This is a genomic window from Chryseobacterium sp. Leaf201 (assembly GCF_001421435.1).
Classification (GTDB): domain Bacteria; phylum Bacteroidota; class Bacteroidia; order Flavobacteriales; family Weeksellaceae; genus Chryseobacterium.
Genome location: NZ_LMKA01000112.1, coordinates 33,777 through 56,322, shown reverse-complemented (window position 1 = coordinate 56,322; position 22,546 = coordinate 33,777). Strand labels below are relative to the sequence as shown.

Below are 22,546 nucleotides of genomic sequence, written 5' to 3'. Positions count from 1 at the left end.
AAAAGGCTGCAGAATAAACACTGAGGATTTTACAATGTAATTATTAACAGCCTTTTTTATTCAATCCTAATATTTAAAAATAATAATTATGAACCGATTTCATTTTGCTAAAACCAATAAGGCTGCAATATTCTTTGCCATGGCTTTATTGCCTTCGGGCATGGCTTATTCCCAGGTTAAAAAAGATACGGTAACAAAAGAGAAGAAGATCGATGAAGTGGTTGTTATTGGATATGGTACCCAGAGAAAAGAATCTGTAACGGGTTCCGTAGCTACCGTAAAAGGAGACATGCTGCGTGAAGTACCTTCGGCAAACATTACGCAGGCTCTGCAGGGCAGGGCAGCAGGTGTAGATATTACCCAGACCTCCACAAAACCGGGAGCTGCCATGCAGATCCGTATCCGTGGAACGAGATCATTAACCGGAAGCAATGATCCCCTTGTTGTGCTTGATGGTATTCCGTTCGCTGGATCACTGAGCGACATAAGCTCAAGTGACATTAAAAGTCTTGATATCCTTAAAGATGCTTCTGCAACGGCAATCTACGGTTCCAGAGGAGCAAACGGAGTGATCCTGGTAACAACCAACCGAGGTTCAAAAGGACAGAAAGCAAGATTTACCTATAATACTTTTACCGGAGTGCAGACACTCTTTTCCCGATATCCTATGATGGACGGAGAGAAATTTGCCAGACTTAGGGCGTATGCTGTTCCGGCTGGTACCACTACACCATTATATAACAATGGGGTAGATGAAAGCAATAACATAAATACAGACTGGCAGGATTTATATTACAAACCGGCAATGATGACGAGTCATGATGTTGGAATTTCAGCCGGTACGGAAGGCGGAAACTATAATGTAGGACTTTCTTACTTCAAGCAGGATGCATTAATCCCGATCCAGAGCTATGAAAGGTTTGCTTTAAGGATGGCTATTGACCAGCAAATAGGTAAAGTATTCAAATTTGGTTTTACAACCAACACGAATTATTCTGTATCAGATGGAAACGGTTTGAATCCCGGAGCTATTTTAGGATACTCACCATTGGCAAATCCTTATAATGCTGACGGAAGTCTGAAAAGAACCATGACGACAGCAGGAGGGATAGATCAAACCTGGATTTATACACGCGAAGGGATAAACAGCTTAGGAGACAAATATATTGACGAAAGCAAATCTTTTGCATCTTATAATAATATGTACGGTGAGCTTAGCATTATAAATGGCCTTAAATACAGGTTAAATGTCGGGTTGGATTACCGCACATCCAACAGCGGGAATTATGCAGGAGTAGGTGTATTTAATACCAATCCATTAGGTCCCTCATCTGCCGGTAAAGGAAACAACCAGACCTATCACTGGGTATTGGAAAACCTTTTAACGTATGACCGTACATTTGGGAAGCATAAAATCAATGCTGTAGGATTATATTCAGCAGAAGGAAACAGGTTTGTCAGTTCTTATATGAGCGCAAGAAATGTTCCGGCCGACTTTTTTCAGTATTATAATCTGGGACAGGCTCCTCAGGCAGATATTTCTGTGAAACCTGAAGATCAGCAGTATATCCAGAACGGCCTTCTTTCCGCTATGGGAAGAGTGATGTATACTTTTGACAATAAGTATATGTTAACGGCTACTTTGCGTGCAGACGGTTCTTCAAGGCTGGCTCCCGGAAATAAATGGCATACTTATCCTGCAATATCCTTAGGATGGAATATTACCAATGAATCTTTCATGCAAAATGTAAAATTCATTAATCTTTTAAAGCTGAGAGCAGGCTGGGGGCAGACCTCCAATCAGGCAGTTGCTGAATATTCTACATTGGGTAGACTGGGAGTTGTACCGTATAATTTTGGCAATACAAATAGCACAGGTGTTTACGTAACTGAAGCACCGAATACCAATCTTGGCTGGGAATATTCTAAAACACAGAATTATGGTTTGGACTTTGCATTTTTCAGTAACAGGCTTACCGGAAGTGCCGAATACTACCGTACCCATACAGTAGATCTTTTAACCAGAAAGTCGCTTCCTATCTCATCAGGTATTGGATCTCAGACCGCAAATGTTGCTGAATCTGAGAATAAAGGAGTAGAATTTTCCTTAAACGGTATTATTTTCGATAATCCAGATGGGTTTACATGGGAAGCAGGCGTAAATTTTTACACCAATAAAAACAAAATCCTTTCACTGGCCTCAGGAACTGAGAAAGATGAAAATAATTTATGGTTTGTCGGACATAATATCAATGCTATTTACGATTATCAATATATCGGACTCTGGCAGGCAGGTGACCCTTACCAAAATATCCTTGAGCCGGGAACACCAGCTGACGTAATAGGTTCTATAAAAGTATTATATACAGGAGGATATAATGCAGATGGTACACCGGTCCGTGCGATAGGTCCTGCAGACAGACAGATCTTTGATACGGCTCCTAAATTTCAGGGAGGATTCAATATGCGTTTCGCATACAAAAACTTTGACTTAAGCACTGTTGGAGCATTTCAGCATGGGGGCATACTGATCAGCTCACTATATGGTTCCGCAAGTTATCTTAACAGACTGACAGGCAGAGGTAACAACGTAGATGTAGATTACTGGACTGAAGATAATACAGATGCATATTTCCCACGCCCGGGCCGCCATTTAAGTGGTGATAATCCTAAATATTCTTCCACCTTAGCTATGTTTGATGCTTCATACCTGAAATTGCGTACCATTACTTTGGGGTATAACGTAAATAAGGAATTCTTAAAAGATTTGAAAATCAATAGCTTTAGAATTTATTTCACGGTGACCAACCCTGTAGTATTGTTCTCTGCATATCATAAATTATCAGGAATGGATCCGGAACCTAACTCTGTAGGTAACCAGAATCAGGCAGTAAGCGGATATCAGGCACGCCAACTGATTATAGGAACAAATAATCCTTCCACAAGAAATTATTTAATGGGACTTAATTTAACTTTTTAACATTCTACAATCATGATACATTTCAATAAAAAATTGGTATTAGGAGCCATCTTTCTATCATTAACATTCACAGGATGTAATGAAATATTAGACGAAGAGCCGAGATCAAATTATACTGTTGAGTATTTTAATACCGAACAGGGAGTGAGTCAGGGTCTTACTTCATTATACAGGAATTTAAGGCTGTTGTATGGAAACGGATACTTTATGAGTAACTGCCAGACTGGTACGGATGAGTCTACCTGGGCACAAAGTGCAGACGGAAATTTCAGGGATCTGGATATGTCCGGAAACGGAAATATCAATTCTGCCACTTTTCCTACAGGCATGGTTTGGGGAGCTGTTTTCCCCTATATTAATACAGCCAATGGGATTATAGAAAAAGGACCGAATTTTGGAATTGCTGAATCTCTCATTTCAGAAGCCAGATTTTTCAGGGGATTTAATTATTTTATGCTGGCACAGACCTATGGAGGAGTACCTTTGGATCTGGGTTCGGGAGAGCTTGCTTTCAATACATCTGCAGCAACTACTTCTGTAAGAAATACAGTTCCGGAAGTATATACAAAAGCCGTATTTCCTGACCTTAAAAAAGCAGTTGATAATTTACCGGTTTCTCCAAGGGTAACAGGAGGAGTGACTAAAAATGTAGCAAGACTGTTCTTAGCCAAAGCTTATCTTACTTATGGATGGTGGCTGGAAAATCCAAACAGTATCCCAACCTATCCTGAAGCACCCAGAACAGATCCTGACGGGCATAACGCGCAATGGTATTTCCAGCAGGCCTATGATATAGCCATGGCCGGTATCAGTTCTCCGGCTCCTTACAGTTTACAGCCTACTTTTTATGATGTTAATGCAGGGCCTAATGATCGTAACAGCGAATGTATGTTATATGCAGATCACACGCAGGCAAGTGCATTCTATAATGAAAGTGACCCTGTAGGATTCGGTTCCGGATGGTCACCGGATAATTTTGCAGCCTGGATGCAGACCTGGAACTATACTGCCATAAGAAGCAGTACTTCCGCCTCATCATTTGCAGGAATAAGTTCTGTACAGCGTGCAGCAACACAATCTCTGGGACGCCCTTGGGTACGGATGGCTCCCACAATCGGAGTCATTAAAAATACATTTGCAGATAAAACCAATGACTCAAGATATGACGGGACGTTTGTAACAACTTATAGAGGAAATTGGGATAAAGCAGGGGTTTCCAATGCCGTATTATACAATGCCAACAGTCTGCCGGTACAACCGGGAGGAGCTATCCTTACATTCCTGAATGACGATACCCAGACACCTGCATATCCGTCAGGCTCAGGGCAGAACGGAGTAGGAGCCGGAACTTTACCGGGGAGGGCAGACTGGGTAGTTGCTCCCAATGGGATCAGCAGGATTGTATATCCGGGTCTGTGGAAAATCGGGACTTACCGTACTGATGATCCGAACGGATTAGGCTATCCGAATGCCGGTTTAACAAGACCTTTTAATGTAGCTAAGTTTTCTGAGTTTTATTTCATTGCCGCAGAAGCAGCCGTAAAAGGAGCTTCAGGAACTATGACAGCCAGAGATTTAATCAACGTTATCCGTGCAAGAGCCGGAAAATGGAAATTCAATAATGCTCAGAATGTAACCTATATAGCAGATAACAGTGCAGCCATGACTGCAGCTACGCCGGCAGCCATTACCATTGATTATATCCTTGCAGAAAGATCAAGAGAGTACTATGGAGAATTTTACAGATGGTACGATCTGGTACGTACCCAGAAGTGGGCAGAATATGCAGCAACTTATCAGATCGGCGGAGCTTCTTATGGAGCCCATACCCCTCAGACGGTATCCCGTAATATTCAGAAATTCCATTATCTGAGACCAATTCCTCAGGCACAGCTGGATGCAATGGAAGTTTCTGCAGATATCAAAGCCAAATATCAGAATCCGGGATATTAAATTTAAAACACATTTATATTCATATCAACACAAAGTAGGTGTCACAGGCACCTGCTTTGTTTAATGAAACATTTTAGATTATGGAAAAAACATGGCGTTGGTTCGGTAAAAAAGATAAAATACAGTTGGATATGCTACGCCAGATTGGTGTTGAAGGTATTGTTTCTGCCCTTCATGATATCCCAAACGGACAGGTGTGGCCTTCAGAAGCCATTACTGAATATAAAAAATACATAGAAAGTCACGGTCTTCGCTGGTCGGTAGTGGAAAGCCTTCCCGTAAGCGAAGCAATCAAGTACGGCGGTGAAGACCGGGACTCTTTAATAGAAAATTATATTCAGAGCCTGGAAAATTTAGGGAAAGCAGGCGTTACAACCGTATGTTACAATTTTATGCCGGTACTGGACTGGGCGCGTACCGATCTGTATTATCAGTGGGAAGACGGCGCTTCGTCGCTTTATTTTGATAAGGCAAAATTTGCCTATTTCGAAATCCACATCCTGAAAAGAGAAGGAGCAGAAAAAGATTATAATGAAGCTGTTCTTACCAAAGTAGAAGCCTTAAAAAACACCATTACCGAAGAAGCAGAGCAGGATCTTATTGATTCCATTATCGTTAAAACCCAGGGATTTGTTAATGGGAATATCAAAGAAGGAGATGAGCATCCAGTAGCTAAATTTAAAAGTTTACTGGCTCTGTATGACGGGATCGATAAAGACCAGCTCCGCCGGAACATGAAATACTTTCTGGAAAAAATTATGCCGGTATGCGAACAGTGGGACATCCAGATGTGTGTACACCCGGACGATCCGCCGTTTTCACTGCTGGGACTGCCAAGAATTGTGACCTGTGAAGAAGATATCGACTGGTTTTTAAGTGCCGTTGATAATCCGCATAACGGACTCACGTTTTGTGCAGGCTCACTGAGCGCCGGTCTTCATAATAATGTGCCGGAACTCGCTAAGAAATATGCTTCAAGAACAAAATTTGTCCATTTAAGAAGCACCAATGTCTTTGAAAACGGAGATTTTATCGAAGCGATGCATTTATCCGGCAGAGGGCAGCTTATTGAGGTGATCCGTGTATTTGAAAAAGAAAACCCGTCACTGCCCATGAGAGTGGACCACGGAAGACTTTTAACGGACGATATCGACAAGGGATACCATCCCGGATATTCATTTTTGGGAAGAATGCTCGCTTTAGGACAGATTGAAGGCGTCATGGCAGCTGTACAAAACGAAATGTCAAAACAGTAACATCAGAACCCGAAGGGCTCAACAACAATAGCCGCAGGTATTACCTGCGGGATTTATTATCATTGATCAATTATAAATCATGAACGAAATATTCAGCATAAAAGATAAAGTAGCCGTCATTACAGGTGCATCCGGCGTTTTGGGAGGAAGCCTGGCAAAGAGTTTTACAGAAGCCGGAGCCACGGTTGTTGCTTTAGGAAGAAACCAGGAAACGCTGGACAGCAGGGTAAAAGAACTGAAAGATCTCGGAGGGGAAGCCCTGGCCGTAGAAGCCAATGTAATGGATATTCAGAGCCTTGAAAAAGCCGCAGAAAAAATTAAGGAACAATATGGCAGGATTGATATTCTGCTGAACATTGCAGGAGGGAATATTCCTGCCGCCACTTTATCTCCGGAACAGTCGTTTTTTGATATGAAAATAGAAGGCTGGAATGAAGTTACCGACCTCAACATCAATGGTACCGTTTACCCGAGTTACGTTTTTGGGAAACTTATGGCAGAGCAGGGAAGCGGAAGTATCGTCAATATTTCTTCCATGGCAGCTTATTCAGCCATTACCCGCGTTGCAGGATATTCTGCAGCAAAAGCGGCCATTACCAATTTTACCCAGTGGCTTGCTTCGGATGTCGCTTTAAAATACGGAGATAAAATAAGAGTGAATGCCGTAGCACCCGGATTTTTTATCGGAGACCAGAACCGTGCTATTCTGCTGAACCCTGACGGTTCTTTAACCGATAGGAGCAGGAAAGTTATGGCCAAAACACCGATGCAGCGATTCGGGGAAGTGGAAGAGCTCAATGGTGCCGTGCAGTTTCTCTGTTCTGATGCCGCAAGCTTTATTACCGGGGCTTTACTGCCTGTAGACGGAGGCTTCAGTGCTTTCAGCGGAGTTTAACTAAACGGTTGTTGTATGTCATTTTCTTGATTAATAAGGGTTTAAAACTTTCTGTCTGCAAATAGAACTGACTTACGATTGACCTACACCAGCATACATCCGTAACAAAATCAAGATCATTACGCTTTAATTTTTTTAACTGAATCATGACGAACGCCATTAAAAATAAAGAAGTTTTCGGAGAATCGTTTTTGCTTGAATCATCAAAAGCAGAAAACCTGTATTTCGGGTACGCGAAAGACATGCCGGTTATTGATTATCACAATCACCTTGAGCCGGATGTTATCTCAAAAAACGAGCACTTCCTTTCCCCGACAGCAATCTGGCTTGACGGCGACCATTACAAATGGAGGGCCATGAGGAATTTCGGAATAGAGGAAAAATTTATCTCCGGAAATGCCGGTGACGAGGAAAAGTTCAGGAAATGGGCAGAAACAGTGCCTTACACCCTCCGGAATCCCTTGTTTCACTGGACCCATCTGGAGCTTAAAAATCCGTTCGGAATTACAGAATACCTTTCCGGGAAAAATTCGGAAACAGTTTATGCCGAAATGAATAATGCGCTACAGTCCGATGCTTTCCGTCCGCAGCAATTGCTGCAGCAGTTTAACGTAGAGGCACTTTGTACTACAGATGACCCTGCAGACAGTCTGGAATTTCATCAGGCATTAAAAAAATCAGGCTGTACCACCGGAGTATTCCCGGCATTCAGGCCTGATGCCTACATTGCTTTTACAGATGCTGAGGCGTACCGTAAAAACATTCGGAAACTCGAAAAAGCTGTGGGCACCGGCATCAGTTCAGCACCTGATCTGTTGGATGCTTTACAGTCAAGAATCAATTATTTTCATGAGCACGGAGCCCGGATTTCAGATCATGGTTTTGAGTCTTTTCCTGATACCACCAGATGGAACACGACATTAGATCATGAGTTCAGGGAATTCCTGAGCGGGGACAGGACCGGATTTTCAGATCCTGAAGCCTTAACCGGCTATCTGCTGAAACAACTCTGTAAAATGTATGCTGCAAAAGGCTGGGTTCAGCAGTTCCATATAGGTGCCACCCGCAACAACAATTCCAGAATGCTTCACAGGATCGGTGCCAATACAGGCTATGATGCGATTGGCGAATCCTATTTTGCCCAAAGGATGAGTGTGATGTTTGATGCGCTTAATGCTGAAGACAGGCTGGCTAAATCAGTGATTTACACCCTTAACCCTACCCTTAACGAAGTGCTGGCAACAATGGCCGGAAACTTTAATGAAGAAGGGATCAAAGGAAAAATACAGTTCGGTGCCGCATGGTGGTTTCTTGATCAGCTGGACGGTATGGAAAAACAGATGAATGCCGTTTCCAATCTCGGACTGATCAGTACTTTTATCGGAATGCTGACCGACTCCAGAAGTTTCCTGTCATTTTCAAGACATGAATATTTCAGAAGGCTGCTTTGCAATATGTTCGGCAATGAAATGGAAAAAGGGCTTCTTCCCAACGATGAAGAATGGATAGGCAGGATCATACAGGATATCTGCTATCACAATACAAAAAATTATTTCGGCTTTTAAAATTCACTTTAAAAACGTTTGAAATAAATCTAGTGAAAGGAGTTGTCGTGCAGGAGTCTTTACTAAAAAACTCCTGCAGATAACAAAAGTAAACTGAATCAATCAGGACTTAAAAGAGAAAACAGAAACAAGGCAGTACACCATATGACAGCTTCAAAAAAAATACTTTGCTTCGGGGAGCTCCTTCTCCATTTTGCTCCGGATTCAGATGGAAACTGGCTCAGTGAGCAGGCTCTCAGGGTTTTCGTGGGTGGTGCAGAATATAACGTTGCTTCAGCTCTTGCACAATGGAAAAACCCGGTAAAGCTTCTCTCCGCTTTGCCCGGAAATTTTGTGGGAAACCAACTGCAGTCTCAATTGAGAAATAAAGGAATTGAAATTCTCGCAGAAAAAAATAACGGCAGAATCGGGACTTTTTACCTCTCTTCGGATGGTGATATGCAGAATACATCGGTGGTTTATGACCGCTTTCCATCGGTTTTTACACAGTCGGATTTTAATGATTTCAGTCTGGATGAGGTATTTTCAGAAGTACAATGGCTGCATATCAGCACCATTACACCGGCTTTGAGTGAAAATGCCTGTCAGAAATGTTTGGAGTTAATGAAGGAAGCAGCTTCAAGAAACATCAAGGTTTCTCTTGACCTGAATTACCGCGCCGCACTTTGGCAGGGCAGGAACCCTTCAGATAAAATAAAATCTCTGATGCCTTTTGTGAATGTCTTGATGGGAAATATCTGGTCCGTTCAGCAATTCCTGAATATTCCTGTTGAATACGAATTGAATGGAGATTATGATGATAAAAACCTTTTAAAACAGGCAGAACAGTCAGCATCAGAAATTCAGAACATCTATCCCCGTGTTGAAATGATCGCGAATACATTCCGCTTCACGAGCGGGCAGGAAGTTAATTATTTTGCAACCTTATATGCTGATGAAAAACTTCTGGTTTCGCAGCAGTACCGGTCGGATAAAATTGAGGAAAGAGTAGGCAGCGGTGACGCATTTATGGCAGCACTCATCCACGGAACTTTAAAAACAAATCCTCTGCAACAGATTTTAGAAGATGCCACAAAAGTGGCTTTCAGAAAACTTTTTATAAAAGGCGATACCATTAATGACCGTATTAATATTGAAGAATTATGAATGCAATCATCCGGAAAATAAAAGAACAGAAAATCATTCCGCTATTTTACCACGAATCTTTTGAAGTTTCAAAAAATACAATAAAAGCTTTGTACGATGGAGGGATCCGTATAATCGAGTATACCAACCGTGGAGGCAAGGCACTGGAAAACTTTACCCGGCTGAAAGAAATTTCTTCCACAGAATTCCCTGGACTTTTATTAGGGATCGGAACTGTAAAAAATACAAAAGAAATGGATGATTATGCTGCTGCAAAAGCAGATTTTATTATTACACCGGTCATCAGCGAAGAACTTGCAGAACATGCTGCTGAAAAAAATATCAGTTTAATTCCGGGATGTTTCACGCCTTCTGAGGTCAATTCAGCTTATCAGAACGGGCTTCGGTTGGTGAAGGTTTTCCCGGCAGATGCCTTGGGTAAAAATTATATAAAATCCATTCAGCCGGTTTTCCCGGAGATGAATTTTATGCCGACCGGAGGCATCAGTGCTGATTTTGATGATATTACAGACTGGCTAGAAGGCGGTGCCATTGCGGTCGGTTTGGGAAGTTCTCTTATCAAAACAGATTTTACAGCAGGTCAGCTTACAGAAAAAGTTCAGAATTTACTACAACAACTTAATCAAAACTAATGCAGGCTCCTAAAAACCGCAACATCAGATGGTTTATGCTGTCTCTGGTCTTTCTCGCGACCACCATCAATTATCTAGACCGGCAGGTTATGGGATTACTGAAGCCTGTTCTTGAAAAAGAGTTCAGCTGGGACGAAAAAGACTACAGTTATATCGTGATGGCTTTTACCACCACCTATGCAATCGGATATCTTGCGATGGGAAGGTTTATCGACAGGGTAGGAACCAAAATCGGGTATGCCGTTTCGTTGATTGTCTGGAGTTTAGCTTCGATAGGACATGGTTTCGTGAAAAGTACGGTTGGATTTTTAATTGCAAGAAGTACACTCGGAATCAGCGAAGCCGGAAATTTTCCGGCAGCCATAAAATCGGTAGCAGAATGGTTTCCGAAAAAAGAAAGAGCCCTGGCGACAGGGATATTCAACTCCGGTGCCACGGTCGGAGCCATTTTGGCACCGCTGCTTGTGCCGTATATTCTGGGACATTACGGATGGCGGGAAACCTTCGTCTGGATTGGAGCTTTAGGTTTATTATGGATTGTCCTTTGGTGGAGATTCTATAAAATCCCGGAGAAAGCCAAAAACCTGAGCCAGGAAGAATTACAGTACATCAAAAGTGATCAGGACGGAAAAACACAGGAACAGTCCAAAGTTCCGCTGTCAGAAATATTAAAGCACAGAGTAACCTGGTCTTTTGCAGTAGGTAAAATAATGACTGATCCTATCTGGTATTTCTTTATGTTCTGGCTTCCGGCTTATTTTTCAGACGTATTTAAAATGGATATGACCAAACCTTCTGTTCCACTGATTATTATCTACAGCGGAACCACAATCGGAAGTATCGGCGGTGGTTACCTGTCTTCATTATTAATTAAAAAAGGCTGGGGAATCGGAAGAGCGAGAAGCTTCACGATGCTGCTTTTTGCATTGATGGTGGTTCCGGTAATGTTCTCAAAATACGTAGACAATGTGTGGCTCATTACCATGATCATTGCTTTGGCAACGGCAGCACACCAGGGGTGGGGAGCCAATCTGATGACAACGGTAGGAGATAAATTACCCAATAATTATGTAAGTTCTGTCATTGGTTTTGGCGGAATGCTGGGGTCGGCAGCAGGGATTATTTTCCCGCTGTTTATCGGAATTGTTCTGGACACCTTCAAGAAAGCAGGAAACATCAACGGAGGATACAACATTATATTTTTCATTGCCGGCATATCATACATTGCCGCCTGGGGAATCATCTGGTTCCTGAACCGGAAGAATATAAAGCCTGATGATAAGCTCAGTGTATGAAGTCTAGCATTATACCGGATAAAATTCCAGATCACTTTCAAAAAAATAAAAAATCCATATATGAAACAGAAAATAATGTACTCGATTTTTTTAAGAAATAAATTCACTTTAGCAGCGGCGGCTTCTTTGCTTTCCTTAAGCAGTTTTTCAGCGCAGACTTTCTCAGATTTTTCCTACCGTGGAAATGATAAAATATACACAAACAATCCTTTAAAAGAAAACGAGTTTTACACTCCAATTCTTCAGGGCTGTTACCCCGATCCGAGCATTACCAGAAAAGGAGACGATTATTACCTTGTCAATTCTTCATTTTCAATGTTTCCCGGGGTTCCGATTTTTACTTCTAAAGATTTGGTGAACTGGAAGCAGGTAGGGCACGTTCTGGACAGGCCTTCACAGCTTAAAGTTGAAAAAGGTGGCGTTTCTCAGGGAATCTATGCACCGGATATAAAATACAATAAATTCAACGACACTTTTTATATGATCACCACACAAATTGCGGGTGGAATCGGAAATATGGTCGTGAAAACGAAAGATCCTGCAAAAGGCTGGAGCGAAGTTCAAAAACTGAATTTTGACGGTATCGATCCTGCCATTTTCTTTGACGATGACGGAAAAGCCTATATCGTTCACAATGACGCGCCGCCAAAAGGAACCGAGCAGTACAACGGTCACCGTGTCATCAAAATGTGGGATTATGATCTGGAAAAAGACCAGGTAGTAGCAGGTTCGGATAAAATTATTGTAAACGGCGGTGTTGATCTTTCCCAGAAACCGATCTGGATAGAAGGTCCGCATTTATACAAAAAGAACGGTAAATATTTTCTGATGTGTGCCGAAGGCGGAACAGGAGGCAATCACAGTGAAGTTATTTTTATGGCTGATTCTCCAAAAGGTCCGTTTGTTCCTGCGAAGAATAATCCGATTTTGACGCAGCGGTATTTCCCGAAAGACAGGAAAGATAAAGTGGATTGGGCAGGTCATGCCGATTTGGTGGAAACGCCTGATGGAAAATATTACGGTGTATTTTTAGCCATCCGCCCCAACGAAAAAGGACGTGTGAACCACGGAAGAGAAACGTTCATTCTTCCCGTAGACTGGAGTGGAAAATATCCTGTTTTTGAAAACGGGCTGGTTCCGATGAAACCAAAATTAAAATTGCCGGAAGATGTAAAAAATCAGACCGGACAAAACGGGTTTTTCCCGAACGGAAACTTTACATACAATGATAAGCTGACTGATAAAAATCTGGATTTCCGATGGATCGCCATGCGCGGACCGCGTGAAAATTTTATTACGGCTACGAAAAATGGCGTAAAAGTGAATGCTATGGAAACGAATATCAAAGCTTTGGCTCCGGTTTCGGCATTATTCCACAGATTGCAGCACGAAGATTTCGAAACTTCCGTTACGCTTGATTTCAAACCTAAATCTGAAAAAGAATTAGCAGGAATCACCTGTTATCAAAGCGAAAGATTCAATTATGTTTTCGGAATCACCAAAAAAGACAAAGACTATTATATCGTTTTGGAAAGAACTGAAAAAGGAGAATCGAAACTGATTGCCAGTGAAAAAATTGCACTTTCAAAAACGATTAAATTACAGGTAGTTGGTGAAAAAGATGACCTTAATTTCAGCTACTCTTTGGATGGTAAAAACTTCAGAAATCTTGGTAGCCTGGTTTCCGGGGATATTCTTTCTACCGATGTGGCAGGTGGATTTACCGGAAGCCTGATTGGTTTGTACAGCACTTCGGCTAACGATATTGTACCTGATTAAATTTTAAAATCATATGATAACATTTATGGCAGCTTAATCCGCCGTAGTTTATCCTGAGCTTGTCGAAGGGCTTTCAATCTTTTTATTTTTTAGAAAAAAAACAAAAAGGATTTCCGCTCAAGTCGGGCTGCAACAATTCAACGTTCCAAACGTGTCATCAAGTGATTATTAAAACAAAATAACGTAGACATTAAATAGCAAAGTTTTGAAAATTAAAAAATCATTTTATATAGTTTCTTTTTATGGATTTATCGGGCTGAATCTTCTTTCGGCCCAGGTAAATCCTGTTCAGAACAAGCAGGCAACACCGTTTACCAATCCCATCATTTGGGCAGATGCGCCGGACTTATCGATTACCAGAAACGGAGATGATTTTTACCTCATCAGTACCACCATGCACCTGATGCCGGGAGCTCCGGTAATGCATTCCAGAGATCTTGTCCACTGGGAAATGGCAAGCTATGTTTTTAATTCTCTGAATGACAATTCCAAATATGATTTGATCGACGGAACCGTTTACGGCCGCGGTCAGTGGGCGTCTTCGATCCGTTATCATAAAGGAAAATATTACGTGCTGTTTTCTCCGAATGATGAGCCTTTCAAATCCTATTTTTATGTAACGGACAACCCTGAAAAAGGCAACTGGAAATTAATGACCAGAGCCAGGCATTTTCACGATGCTTCCTTGTTTTTTGATGATGACGACCGGGTTTATGTTTTCACTTCCAATAAAGTTTTTGAATTAAGTCCTGATTTTAAAGATGTGATAGGAAATCCCGATGGAACGGTAGTTTTTCAGAAAGATTCGTCAGAAACCGGGCTTCTCGAAGGCAATCAGATCATTAAAAGAAATGGCAAATATTATATGATGATGATTTCCTGGCCTAAAGGTGAAAAACGACGTCAGGTAGTCTACAGATCCGATAAAGTAATCGGGCCTTACGAGAAAAAAGTCATTCTGGAAGATAACTTTTTAGGATTTTCCTACGCCGGACAAGGTGCTTTGATCGATGATAAAAACGGCAACTGGTATTCGCTGATTTTTCAGGACAGAGGCGGAGTGGGGCGCGTTCCGCTTTTGATTCCCGTACAATGGGAAAACGACTGGCCGGTTTTGGGTGATAACGGGAAAGTCCCTTTGAACGGTGAAGTTCCGCTTCCTCCCTTTAAACCTAAAAATAATATGGTAGAAAGTGATGAGTTTTCAGATAAAAAATTAAAAATCCAGTGGCAGTGGAATCATAATCCTGTAAACGAAGCCTGGTCATTATCTGAAAGAAAAGGTTTTATGAGACTGAAAACGAATCGCGTGGTGGACAACCTTTACGCTGCTCCGAATACGTTGACGCAAAGAATGACCGGGCCGAAATCAAGTGCTGTTGTCGCGTTGGATTTAAAAGGAATGAAAGACGGCGATGTTACCGGTTTCAGTGCGTTTAACGGAGATTCCGGATTGCTCGAAGTTATAAAAGAAGGCAGTCAGAAATTTTTGACGTTTTCTACCAATGAAGTCAGTCTTGATAACAAGACAAAAGCCATTTTGAGTGTTAAAAAAGTAGAGAAAAAGCCTATTCCCCTGACTGCAGATAAAATTTATCTTCGTATTGAAGCTGATTTTAATCTTGGAAAAGACCTGGCAGATTTCTCTTACAGCACCGACCAGAAAAACTGGACGGTTATGGAAAAAGGATATAAGATGATTTTCGATTACAGGAGGTTATTTATGGGATCTAAATTTGCGGTTTTTAATTACGCCACAAAAAGTACAGGAGGCTTCATAGATGTTGATTTTTTCAGAATAACAGATTCCTCAATCATAAAATAAAATCCGATTAAGACATGAAATAACGAATAATGAACTGTTATTTTTTTATCCCAATTAATAAGTATTGAAAATACAAATAAAAAGTTATGAATAAATCAGTTGTATTCGCTTTAGGTTTTGTGTTATCAGGAATGTTTATTTCTGCACAAAGCTTTGATAAACAGGCACCGCAGGGTTTTGACATTCAAAATAAAGAAATTCCACACGGGAAAATTGATACTGTACAATATAAATCAGAAACGGTAGGAACCAGGAGAAAAGCTCTGATTTATACACCTCCAGGTTATAAAAAAGGCAATGAATATCCTGTTTTGTATCTACTTCACGGCATTGGCGGAGACGAAAAAGAATGGTTTAAAAACGGAAACCCTCAGATTATTCTCGACAATCTGTATGCCCGGGGAAAAGTGAAGCCGATGATCGTTGTTTTACCTAACGGCAGGGCAATGAAAGACGACAGAGCGACAGGTGATGTCATGGCAAAAGATAAGGTGGAAGCTTTCGCAGCGTTTGAAAAAGACCTGCTGAACGACCTGATTCCTTTTATAGAAAAAAAATATCCAGTAAAAAAAGACAGAGAAAACCGTGCGATTGCCGGACTCTCAATGGGTGGCGGACAAGCCCTGAATTTCGGATTAGGAAATATAGACAAATTTGCCTGGGTGGGCGGATTTTCTTCTGCTCCCAATACCAGAGAACCTCAACAATTACTTCCGGATCCGTCAGAAGCTAAAGAATTAAAGCTGCTGTGGATTTCCTGCGGAGATCAGGACAGACTGATGCCTTTTAGCAAAAGGACAAGCGATTATCTCACGGAAAATAATATTCCACACATTTTCTATGTAGAGCCCGGCGGCCACGACTTCAAAGTCTGGAAAAACGATCTGTATATTTTCTCACAGTTGTTGTTTAAACCTGTTGACAAAAGCAAGTTTTCTGAGTTTACCGTGGGAAATCATGACGAATCTGTAAAGCATTAATCTAAAATCAAAGTCATGAAGGAAAAGGTTTTACAATACACCCTGAATATCGGATTACTTTTAACGGGATTGTCGTTCTCTGCCCAGAATCCCATCATTCAGACTTCCTACACCGCAGATCCTGCCCCGATGGTTTACAACGGTCGTTTATATGTTTATACAACACACGACGAGGACGATTCCACCTGGTTTACGATGAACGACTGGAAGGTATTTTCCACCAATGATATGGTCAACTGGACAGACCACGGCGTAATTCTTTCCTACAAAGATTTCGACTGGGCAAAGCGAGATGCGTGGGCGGCACAATGTGTAGAAAGAAACGGCAAATTTTTTATGTACGTGCCGATGATTTCTAAAACCAATAACAAAGGCGCCATTGGAGTTGGAGTTGCTGACAGTCCGTTCGGGCCATTCCACGATCCGCTGGGGAAGCCTTTGGTTCAGAGCGAATGGGGAGATATCGACCCAACAGTGTTTATTGATGATGATGGTCAGGCGCATCTGTACTGGGGAAATCCGAAGCTTAAATATGTAAAGCTGAATGAAAATATGATTTCCTATTCCGGCGATATTGTTGAAGTTCCGATGACTGAAGAAGCTTTCGGCAAAAGAGACGGAAAAGAAAACCCTGAAAGACCGACAAAATACGAAGAAGGTCCGTGGCTTTACAAACGGAAAGATCTCTATTATCTGTTTTGGCCGGGCGGTCCGCTTCCTGAATTTATCGGTTATTCCACCAGCAAAAGTGCGCAGGGTCCGTGGAAGTACGGCGGAATCATAATGCCTGCGGAAGGAAAATCTTTTACCAATCACCCCGGCGTTATTGATTTTAGGGGGAAAACGTATTTCTTCTATCACAACGGCGCATTGCCGGGAGGAAGCGGGTTCACCAGATCCGTAAGTGTTCAGGAGATTAATTTCAATAAAGACGGCTCCATTTCACCTTTTAAAATGACCAACGGCATTACGAAAGCCATTGAAACTGTTAATCCTTACGCTTTCAATCAGGCGGAAATGATTGCCTGGTCGGAAAATGTAAAATCGTATCAGAATAAAACGGCGGGCGTTTTCATCAAAGCAAAGAAAAACGGTGCTTACTCAAGTGTGAAAAATGTCGATTTCGGAAAAGGCGGGACAAAATATTTTTCTGCAAGAGTAGGAACCACCCACAACAGCGGTGTCACCATGGATGTTCGTTTAGATAATCCGGACGGTCCAATTATAGAAACTGTAAAAGTTCCCCTGACCGGTGGCGATGACCGTTTTGAAACAGTTACAGTTAACGTATCCAACAAAATTACGGGCCTTCACAATCTGTATTTCGTATTCAACGGAAAAGCGGAAAAAGATATCATGTTCTTCGATTATTGGATGTTTTCAAAATAATTTAAAATGAAAAAAGTAATACTCATATTTCTGTTATTCATAAGCTTCTGTTTTTTATCGGAAGTGAAAGCACAGGCCGCCGAAATTTCCAGTCCGGACGGTAAGCTGAAGCTAAATGTATTTTCAGAAGGAGGAAAAGCAATGTATTCTGTAAGCTTTCAGGAAAAAACAATGCTTGACAAATCTCCGTTGGGACTGATCACTAATGAATCGGATTTTTCTGAGAATTTAAAATTCATCAACAGTAAAAAGGACTTTATTTCCAAAAAGTACAGCAACGAAAAAATAAAAAAATCAGAAGTTGAGTATAAAGCGAATACGTTGACTGTCAATTTCATGAATGCAGATCAGTTCAATATCGGGATTGAGTTTCAGGTAAGTGATAACAATATTGCTTTTCGCTACAGTATTGAACCAATGAAAGACCGCTTGAGCGTTGTAGTACAGTCAGAAATGACAGGGTACAGATTTCCGTCTCAAACCACGACTTTCCTCTCACCAATGATGAAGCCGATGACCGGTTTTGCCCGAACAGCACCAAGCTACGAAAGCGGTTATAAAGCCGATGCAGAATTGGGAACGAAAGCTGATTATGGTTACGTTTTCCCCGGACTTTTCCATATCGGAAACGATGGATGGGTTTTACTTTCGGAAACTGGCGTAAACAGCTTGTACTGTGCTTCTCATCTGGAAACCACGTCAGAAAAAAACCTTTACAAAGTGGCGTATCCAAATATGGCAGAAAACAACGGTTTCGGAAGTTCGGGCGCAGCGATTTCTCTTCCGGGAACAACTCCGTGGCGAACCATCACCATCGGCGATTCTCTGAAACCTATTGTGGAAACTACTATTCCGTTTGATGTGGTAGAGCCGCTTTACGAGCCTTCACAGAACTATCAGTTCGGACGTTCCACCTGGAGCTGGATTTTGTGGCAGGATAACAGCATGAACTATGATGACCAGACCAAATTTATCGATTTAGCATCAAAACTTAATTATGAATTCATTTTAATCGATGCGCTTTGGGATAAGAATATCGGTAAAGAAAGGATGAAAGAGCTCATTCAGTATGCAAAATCCAAAAATGTAGGAGTTTTGCTTTGGTACAATTCCAACGGTTCCGCCAATGACGCTCCGATGGGACCAAGAAACAAGATGAGTACTTCTGTAGAACGCAAAAAAGAAATGAAATGGCTCAAAGAAGCCGGCGTAAAAGGCCTGAAAGTCGATTTCTTTGGCGGCGACAAGCAGGAAACCATGCGTCTGTACGAAGATATTTTATCTGATGCCAACGATTTTGGGTTAACCATTATTTTCCACGGCGCCACTTTGCCTCGGGGCTGGGAAGTGATGTATCCGAATTACGCAGGCAGTGAAGCCGTTTTAGCCTCAGAAATGCTGTATTTTTCAGAAGATGTCCGCAAACAGGAAGCGTTTTTTGCCACTTTGCATCCGTTTATCAGAAATACAGTCGGAAGTATGGAATTTGGCGGAACTTTCTTTAATAAATACCTTACGAAATCCAATACGGAAAAGAATAAAAGACACACCACAGACGGTTTCCAGCTGGCAACAGCCGTTCTTTTTCAGAACCCCATTCAGATGTTTGCGGTAATGCCCAATAACCTGACCGATGTTCCAAAATTCCAGCTTGATTTTATGAAAGAAGTTCCCACGCTCTGGGACGAAACGGTTTTCATCGACGGCTACCCAGGAAAGTATTCGGTCATTGCGAGAAGACATCAGAATAAATGGTACGTGGCAGGAGTGAATGCAGAAAAAACGGTGAAAAAATTGAAGATTAATCTCCCAATGTTTGCCGGAAAAACGGTGAAACTCATCAATGACGATGCTCAGGGAAACTCATCGGAAAAAGAAGTTAAAGTCAATACAGAAGGAGAATTCAAAGTAGAAATTCAGCCAAACGGAGGGTTTGTTTTGAAAAACTAACACAGGAATGATTTGGGCAGCTTAATCCGCCCTCCGTTCCCGCTTTTTTGTTCCGCTTTGCTCCACAAAAAGAGCTCCACTCAGGTCGGGCTGCGGGAGATTCGACGCAACAGGAGAATCCGAAGGATTCAATATCAATAGCCACAGATGCAACCTGTGGAAAACAATAATCAAATAAACCTTATAGGTTTTCAAAACCTAAGGTTTCAATCAGATAAAATATAAAGATTATGAACAGATTACCATTACTATTTCTCTTTGTACTGCTGTTTGGTGCTTGTTTAAATGTACAGGCAACCGAACCATTTATCACAACGAAAAAAAGCTATGATGCCATTCTTCTGAAAGATAAATCAGTCAGCATTTCAATATTTACAAACAGTAATATCGACGCAGGAATATTAAGAGCTGTCAAAAACCTGCAGTCCGATTTCCAGAAAGTCATAGGTGAGCAACCAACAATTTTGAATCAGATTTCAGGAATGAATTCTCCTTTACTCATCATCGGAACGGTCGGAACAAAATCGGTGATTGATGATTTAATAAAACAGAAAAAGATTGACGGGAAATCTTTAGCAGGAAAAAACGAGAAATACATTATCCGGAATATCAGCAATCCGTTTCCCGGAGTTTCGGAAGCCATTGTGATTGCGGGAAGTGACAAAAGAGGAACCATTTACGGAATTTATGAAGTTTCGCAGCAGATTGGCGTTTCGCCCTGGAATTACTGGGCAGATGTTCCGGTTGAAAAGAAAGAAAATTTATATTTCAAGAAAGGAATTTATACTGATGGAGAACCTGCCGTAGAATACCGCGGGATTTTCCTCAATGACGAAGAACCTTCACTTGGAAGTTGGGCCAGAACAACTTTTGGCGGAATTAATTCTAAATTTTATGAAAAGGTTTTCGAACTGATCCTCCGTCTGAAAGGCAACTATCTCTGGCCTGCCATGTGGGGAAAAGCATTTTATGACGATGATGCTTTAAGCGGACCTTTGGCCAACGAAATGGGAATCGTGATGGGGACTTCTCACCACGAGCCGATGGCGCAGGCGCAGACCGACTGGCACCGGTATATCAAAAGAAACAGTCTTCCGAACGTCTGGGATTATTCTAAAAATGCAAAAGTATTGCAGGAATTCTGGAAAGCCGGAATGGTAAGAAGTAAAAACTGGGAAAAGCTGGTTACGGTCGGCATGCGTGGTGACGGCGATGAAGCGATGGGAGAGGGAACCAACATTTCTTTACTCGAAAATATCGTAAAAGACCAGCGTAAAATCATTGCTGACGTAACCGGAAAAAGAGCGGGAAGAACACCTCAGGTCTGGGCATTATACAAAGAAGTCCAGGATTATTATGACAAAGGAATGAGAGTTCCGGATGATGTAATTCTATTGTTTTGTGACGACAATTGGGGCAATGTGAGAAAGCTTCCGGATCTTTCAAAACCCTTGCATAAAGGCGGGTACGGAATGTATTATCATTTTGATTATGTGGGCGGGCCGAGAAATTCCAAATGGATCAATATCAGTCCGATTCAAAGGGTTTGGGAACAGATGAATCTTTCTTATGAGCATAAAGTTGATAAAGTTTGGGTGGTTAATGTAGGAGATTTAAAACCGATGGAATTCCCGATCAGTTTTTTCCTTGAAATGGCCTGGAATCCGAAACAGTTTAACTCAAAAAACCTTTTGGAATACACTGAAAAATGGTCGGCACAGCAATTTGGCGAAAAGTATTCCAAGGAAATTGCCGGAATGATTAACCTGTATGCCAAATACAACCGCAGAGTAACGCCGGAAACGCTAGATAGCAAAACATTCAGTCTCGAAAATTATAATGAATTTGAAACCGTTTTGAATGATTACAGAGCGTTGGCAGTAGATGCGTTACGTTTAAAAGACCAGATTCCGGCAGAATATCAGGATGCCTATTATCAGCTGGTTCTTTACCCGATTGATGCATGCAGCAATTTGTACGAAATGTATTATGCTGTAGCTAAAAATAAAGAACTGGCAGCAAAATATGACATCCAGGCCAATTATTATGCCGATAAAGTGAAAGAATGTTTTAAACGGAATGCGTATCTCGACCATAAATATAACCATGAAATTGCAGGCGGAAAATGGGCACATATGATGGATCAGATGCGTATCGGCTACACCAACTGGAATGACACTAAAGAAAACATAATGCCCGAAGTGACCTATGTTTACGATGATAATGCTTTAAAAAACAAAATCTTTCAGGAAAAAGACGGTTATGTTTCTATCGAAGCGGGAAATTTTGCCAGAATGAATAATTCAGACAAAATTCATTGGGAAACGATTCCTGACTTTGGAAAAACTAAATCCGGTATTACCACATTTCCACAGAATGCCTATCCAAAATCTGACGAAAATATCTATCTGGAATATGATATTAATTTTGAATCTAAAGGCGAATTTGAAGTTCAGCTTTTGCTGGCACCGACTTTAAATTATAATCACAACAAAGGACTTCGCTACGAGATTTCTTTCGACGGACAATCGCCACAAACCGTCAATTTCAACGGACATTACCGCGGAGAACTGGGGAAATGGCAGTCGGAACACATCATTAAATCAGTAACAAGACATCAGATTTCACAACCCGGTAAACATACGTTGAGATTCAGGGTGCTGGAACCGGGAATTGTTTTAGAAAAAATATTGATTGATACCGGAGGCCTCAAACCAAGTTATCTGGGAGCGCCTCAAAGTGATTATTCAGGAAAATAAATAAAGAGGGTAATTGTTGAAAATTGATGATGCTAAGTTTAATGAAGGGATAATTTTCAGAAAAAGAAGCTGGAATATTTTGGGTATCGCAAGCATAATTTAACAGATACATTAAACTTATTTATCACAATTAAACTATTTA

14 protein-coding genes are annotated in these 22,546 nt (G+C 41.4%); all 14 read left to right on the top strand.

Annotated features, from left to right (window positions below):
* Nucleotides 1–88: 88 nt before the first annotated feature.
* The 14 genes from ASE55_RS16795 (at nt 89) to ASE55_RS16730 (ending at nt 22,404) form a co-directional block, all read left to right on the top strand.
* Nucleotides 89–2,980 (top strand): SusC/RagA family TonB-linked outer membrane protein, encoded by a 2,892-nt coding sequence (locus ASE55_RS16795; protein ID WP_056222336.1) that lies wholly within the window; start codon nt 89–91, stop codon nt 2,978–2,980.
* A 12-nt stretch (nt 2,981–2,992) separates the two neighbouring features.
* Entirely contained in the window at nt 2,993–4,933 is a 1,941-nt protein-coding gene (locus ASE55_RS16790; RefSeq protein WP_056222334.1) for a RagB/SusD family nutrient uptake outer membrane protein, read from the top strand.
* A gap of 80 nt (nt 4,934–5,013) precedes the next feature.
* The gene (uxuA, locus tag ASE55_RS16785; RefSeq protein ID WP_056222331.1) at nt 5,014–6,189 is read left to right on the top strand and encodes a mannonate dehydratase; all 1,176 of its coding nucleotides are present in this window, start codon (nt 5,014–5,016) and stop codon (nt 6,187–6,189) included.
* Between the two features lie 79 nt (nt 6,190–6,268).
* Nucleotides 6,269–7,084, top strand: coding sequence for an SDR family oxidoreductase (locus tag ASE55_RS16780; protein WP_056222329.1), 816 nt, complete (start codon nt 6,269–6,271; stop codon nt 7,082–7,084).
* A gap of 146 nt (nt 7,085–7,230) precedes the next feature.
* Entirely contained in the window at nt 7,231–8,649 is a 1,419-nt protein-coding gene (uxaC, locus tag ASE55_RS16775) for a glucuronate isomerase (protein ID WP_056222326.1), read from the top strand.
* A 144-nt stretch (nt 8,650–8,793) separates the two neighbouring features.
* The gene (locus tag ASE55_RS16770) at nt 8,794–9,795 is read left to right on the top strand and encodes a sugar kinase (protein ID WP_056222323.1); all 1,002 of its coding nucleotides are present in this window, start codon (nt 8,794–8,796) and stop codon (nt 9,793–9,795) included.
* A complete protein-coding gene (locus ASE55_RS16765) occupies nt 9,792–10,427 on the top strand; it encodes a bifunctional 4-hydroxy-2-oxoglutarate aldolase/2-dehydro-3-deoxy-phosphogluconate aldolase (RefSeq protein ID WP_056222320.1) in 636 nt (211 codons plus the stop codon). Before ASE55_RS16770 ends, ASE55_RS16765 begins: the two co-directional genes overlap by 4 nt.
* A complete protein-coding gene (locus ASE55_RS16760) occupies nt 10,427–11,722 on the top strand; it encodes an MFS transporter (protein ID WP_056222318.1) in 1,296 nt (431 codons plus the stop codon). Before ASE55_RS16765 ends, ASE55_RS16760 begins: the two co-directional genes overlap by 1 nt.
* A gap of 60 nt (nt 11,723–11,782) precedes the next feature.
* The gene (locus ASE55_RS16755; RefSeq protein ID WP_056222315.1) at nt 11,783–13,501 is read left to right on the top strand and encodes a glycoside hydrolase family 43 protein; all 1,719 of its coding nucleotides are present in this window, start codon (nt 11,783–11,785) and stop codon (nt 13,499–13,501) included.
* A gap of 205 nt (nt 13,502–13,706) precedes the next feature.
* Nucleotides 13,707–15,326, top strand: a complete 1,620-nt coding sequence (locus tag ASE55_RS16750) for a glycoside hydrolase 43 family protein (RefSeq protein WP_056222313.1) — start codon at nt 13,707–13,709, stop codon at nt 15,324–15,326.
* Between the two features lie 86 nt (nt 15,327–15,412).
* A complete protein-coding gene (locus tag ASE55_RS16745; RefSeq protein ID WP_056222311.1) occupies nt 15,413–16,306 on the top strand; it encodes an alpha/beta hydrolase in 894 nt (297 codons plus the stop codon).
* Nucleotides 16,307–16,321: 15 nt separating this feature from the next.
* Nucleotides 16,322–17,695, top strand: coding sequence for a glycoside hydrolase family 43 protein (locus ASE55_RS16740; RefSeq protein WP_056222308.1), 1,374 nt, complete (start codon nt 16,322–16,324; stop codon nt 17,693–17,695).
* Between the two features lie 6 nt (nt 17,696–17,701).
* Nucleotides 17,702–19,645: a glycoside hydrolase family 97 protein gene (locus ASE55_RS16735; RefSeq protein ID WP_056222305.1), complete on the top strand. Its 1,944-nt coding sequence runs from the start codon at nt 17,702–17,704 to the stop codon at nt 19,643–19,645.
* Nucleotides 19,646–19,875: 230 nt separating this feature from the next.
* On the top strand, nt 19,876–22,404 hold the full coding sequence (locus tag ASE55_RS16730; RefSeq protein ID WP_056222302.1) for a glycosyl hydrolase 115 family protein: 2,529 nt from the start codon (nt 19,876–19,878) through the stop codon (nt 22,402–22,404).
* The last annotated feature ends 142 nt before the right edge of the window (nt 22,405–22,546 follow it).

Coding starts and splice junctions, on each gene's coding strand:
- ASE55_RS16795 (WP_056222336.1), top strand. CDS start 89: ATGAACCGATTTCATTTTGCTAAAACCAATAAGGCTGCAATATTCTTT.
- ASE55_RS16790 (WP_056222334.1), top strand. CDS start 2,993: ATGATACATTTCAATAAAAAATTGGTATTAGGAGCCATCTTTCTATCA.
- uxuA (WP_056222331.1), top strand. CDS start 5,014: ATGGAAAAAACATGGCGTTGGTTCGGTAAAAAAGATAAAATACAGTTG.
- ASE55_RS16780 (WP_056222329.1), top strand. CDS start 6,269: ATGAACGAAATATTCAGCATAAAAGATAAAGTAGCCGTCATTACAGGT.
- uxaC (WP_056222326.1), top strand. CDS start 7,231: ATGACGAACGCCATTAAAAATAAAGAAGTTTTCGGAGAATCGTTTTTG.
- ASE55_RS16770 (WP_056222323.1), top strand. CDS start 8,794: ATGACAGCTTCAAAAAAAATACTTTGCTTCGGGGAGCTCCTTCTCCAT.
- ASE55_RS16765 (WP_056222320.1), top strand. CDS start 9,792: ATGAATGCAATCATCCGGAAAATAAAAGAACAGAAAATCATTCCGCTA.
- ASE55_RS16760 (WP_056222318.1), top strand. CDS start 10,427: ATGCAGGCTCCTAAAAACCGCAACATCAGATGGTTTATGCTGTCTCTG.
- ASE55_RS16755 (WP_056222315.1), top strand. CDS start 11,783: ATGAAACAGAAAATAATGTACTCGATTTTTTTAAGAAATAAATTCACT.
- ASE55_RS16745 (WP_056222311.1), top strand. CDS start 15,413: ATGAATAAATCAGTTGTATTCGCTTTAGGTTTTGTGTTATCAGGAATG.
- ASE55_RS16740 (WP_056222308.1), top strand. CDS start 16,322: ATGAAGGAAAAGGTTTTACAATACACCCTGAATATCGGATTACTTTTA.
- ASE55_RS16735 (WP_056222305.1), top strand. CDS start 17,702: ATGAAAAAAGTAATACTCATATTTCTGTTATTCATAAGCTTCTGTTTT.
- ASE55_RS16730 (WP_056222302.1), top strand. CDS start 19,876: ATGAACAGATTACCATTACTATTTCTCTTTGTACTGCTGTTTGGTGCT.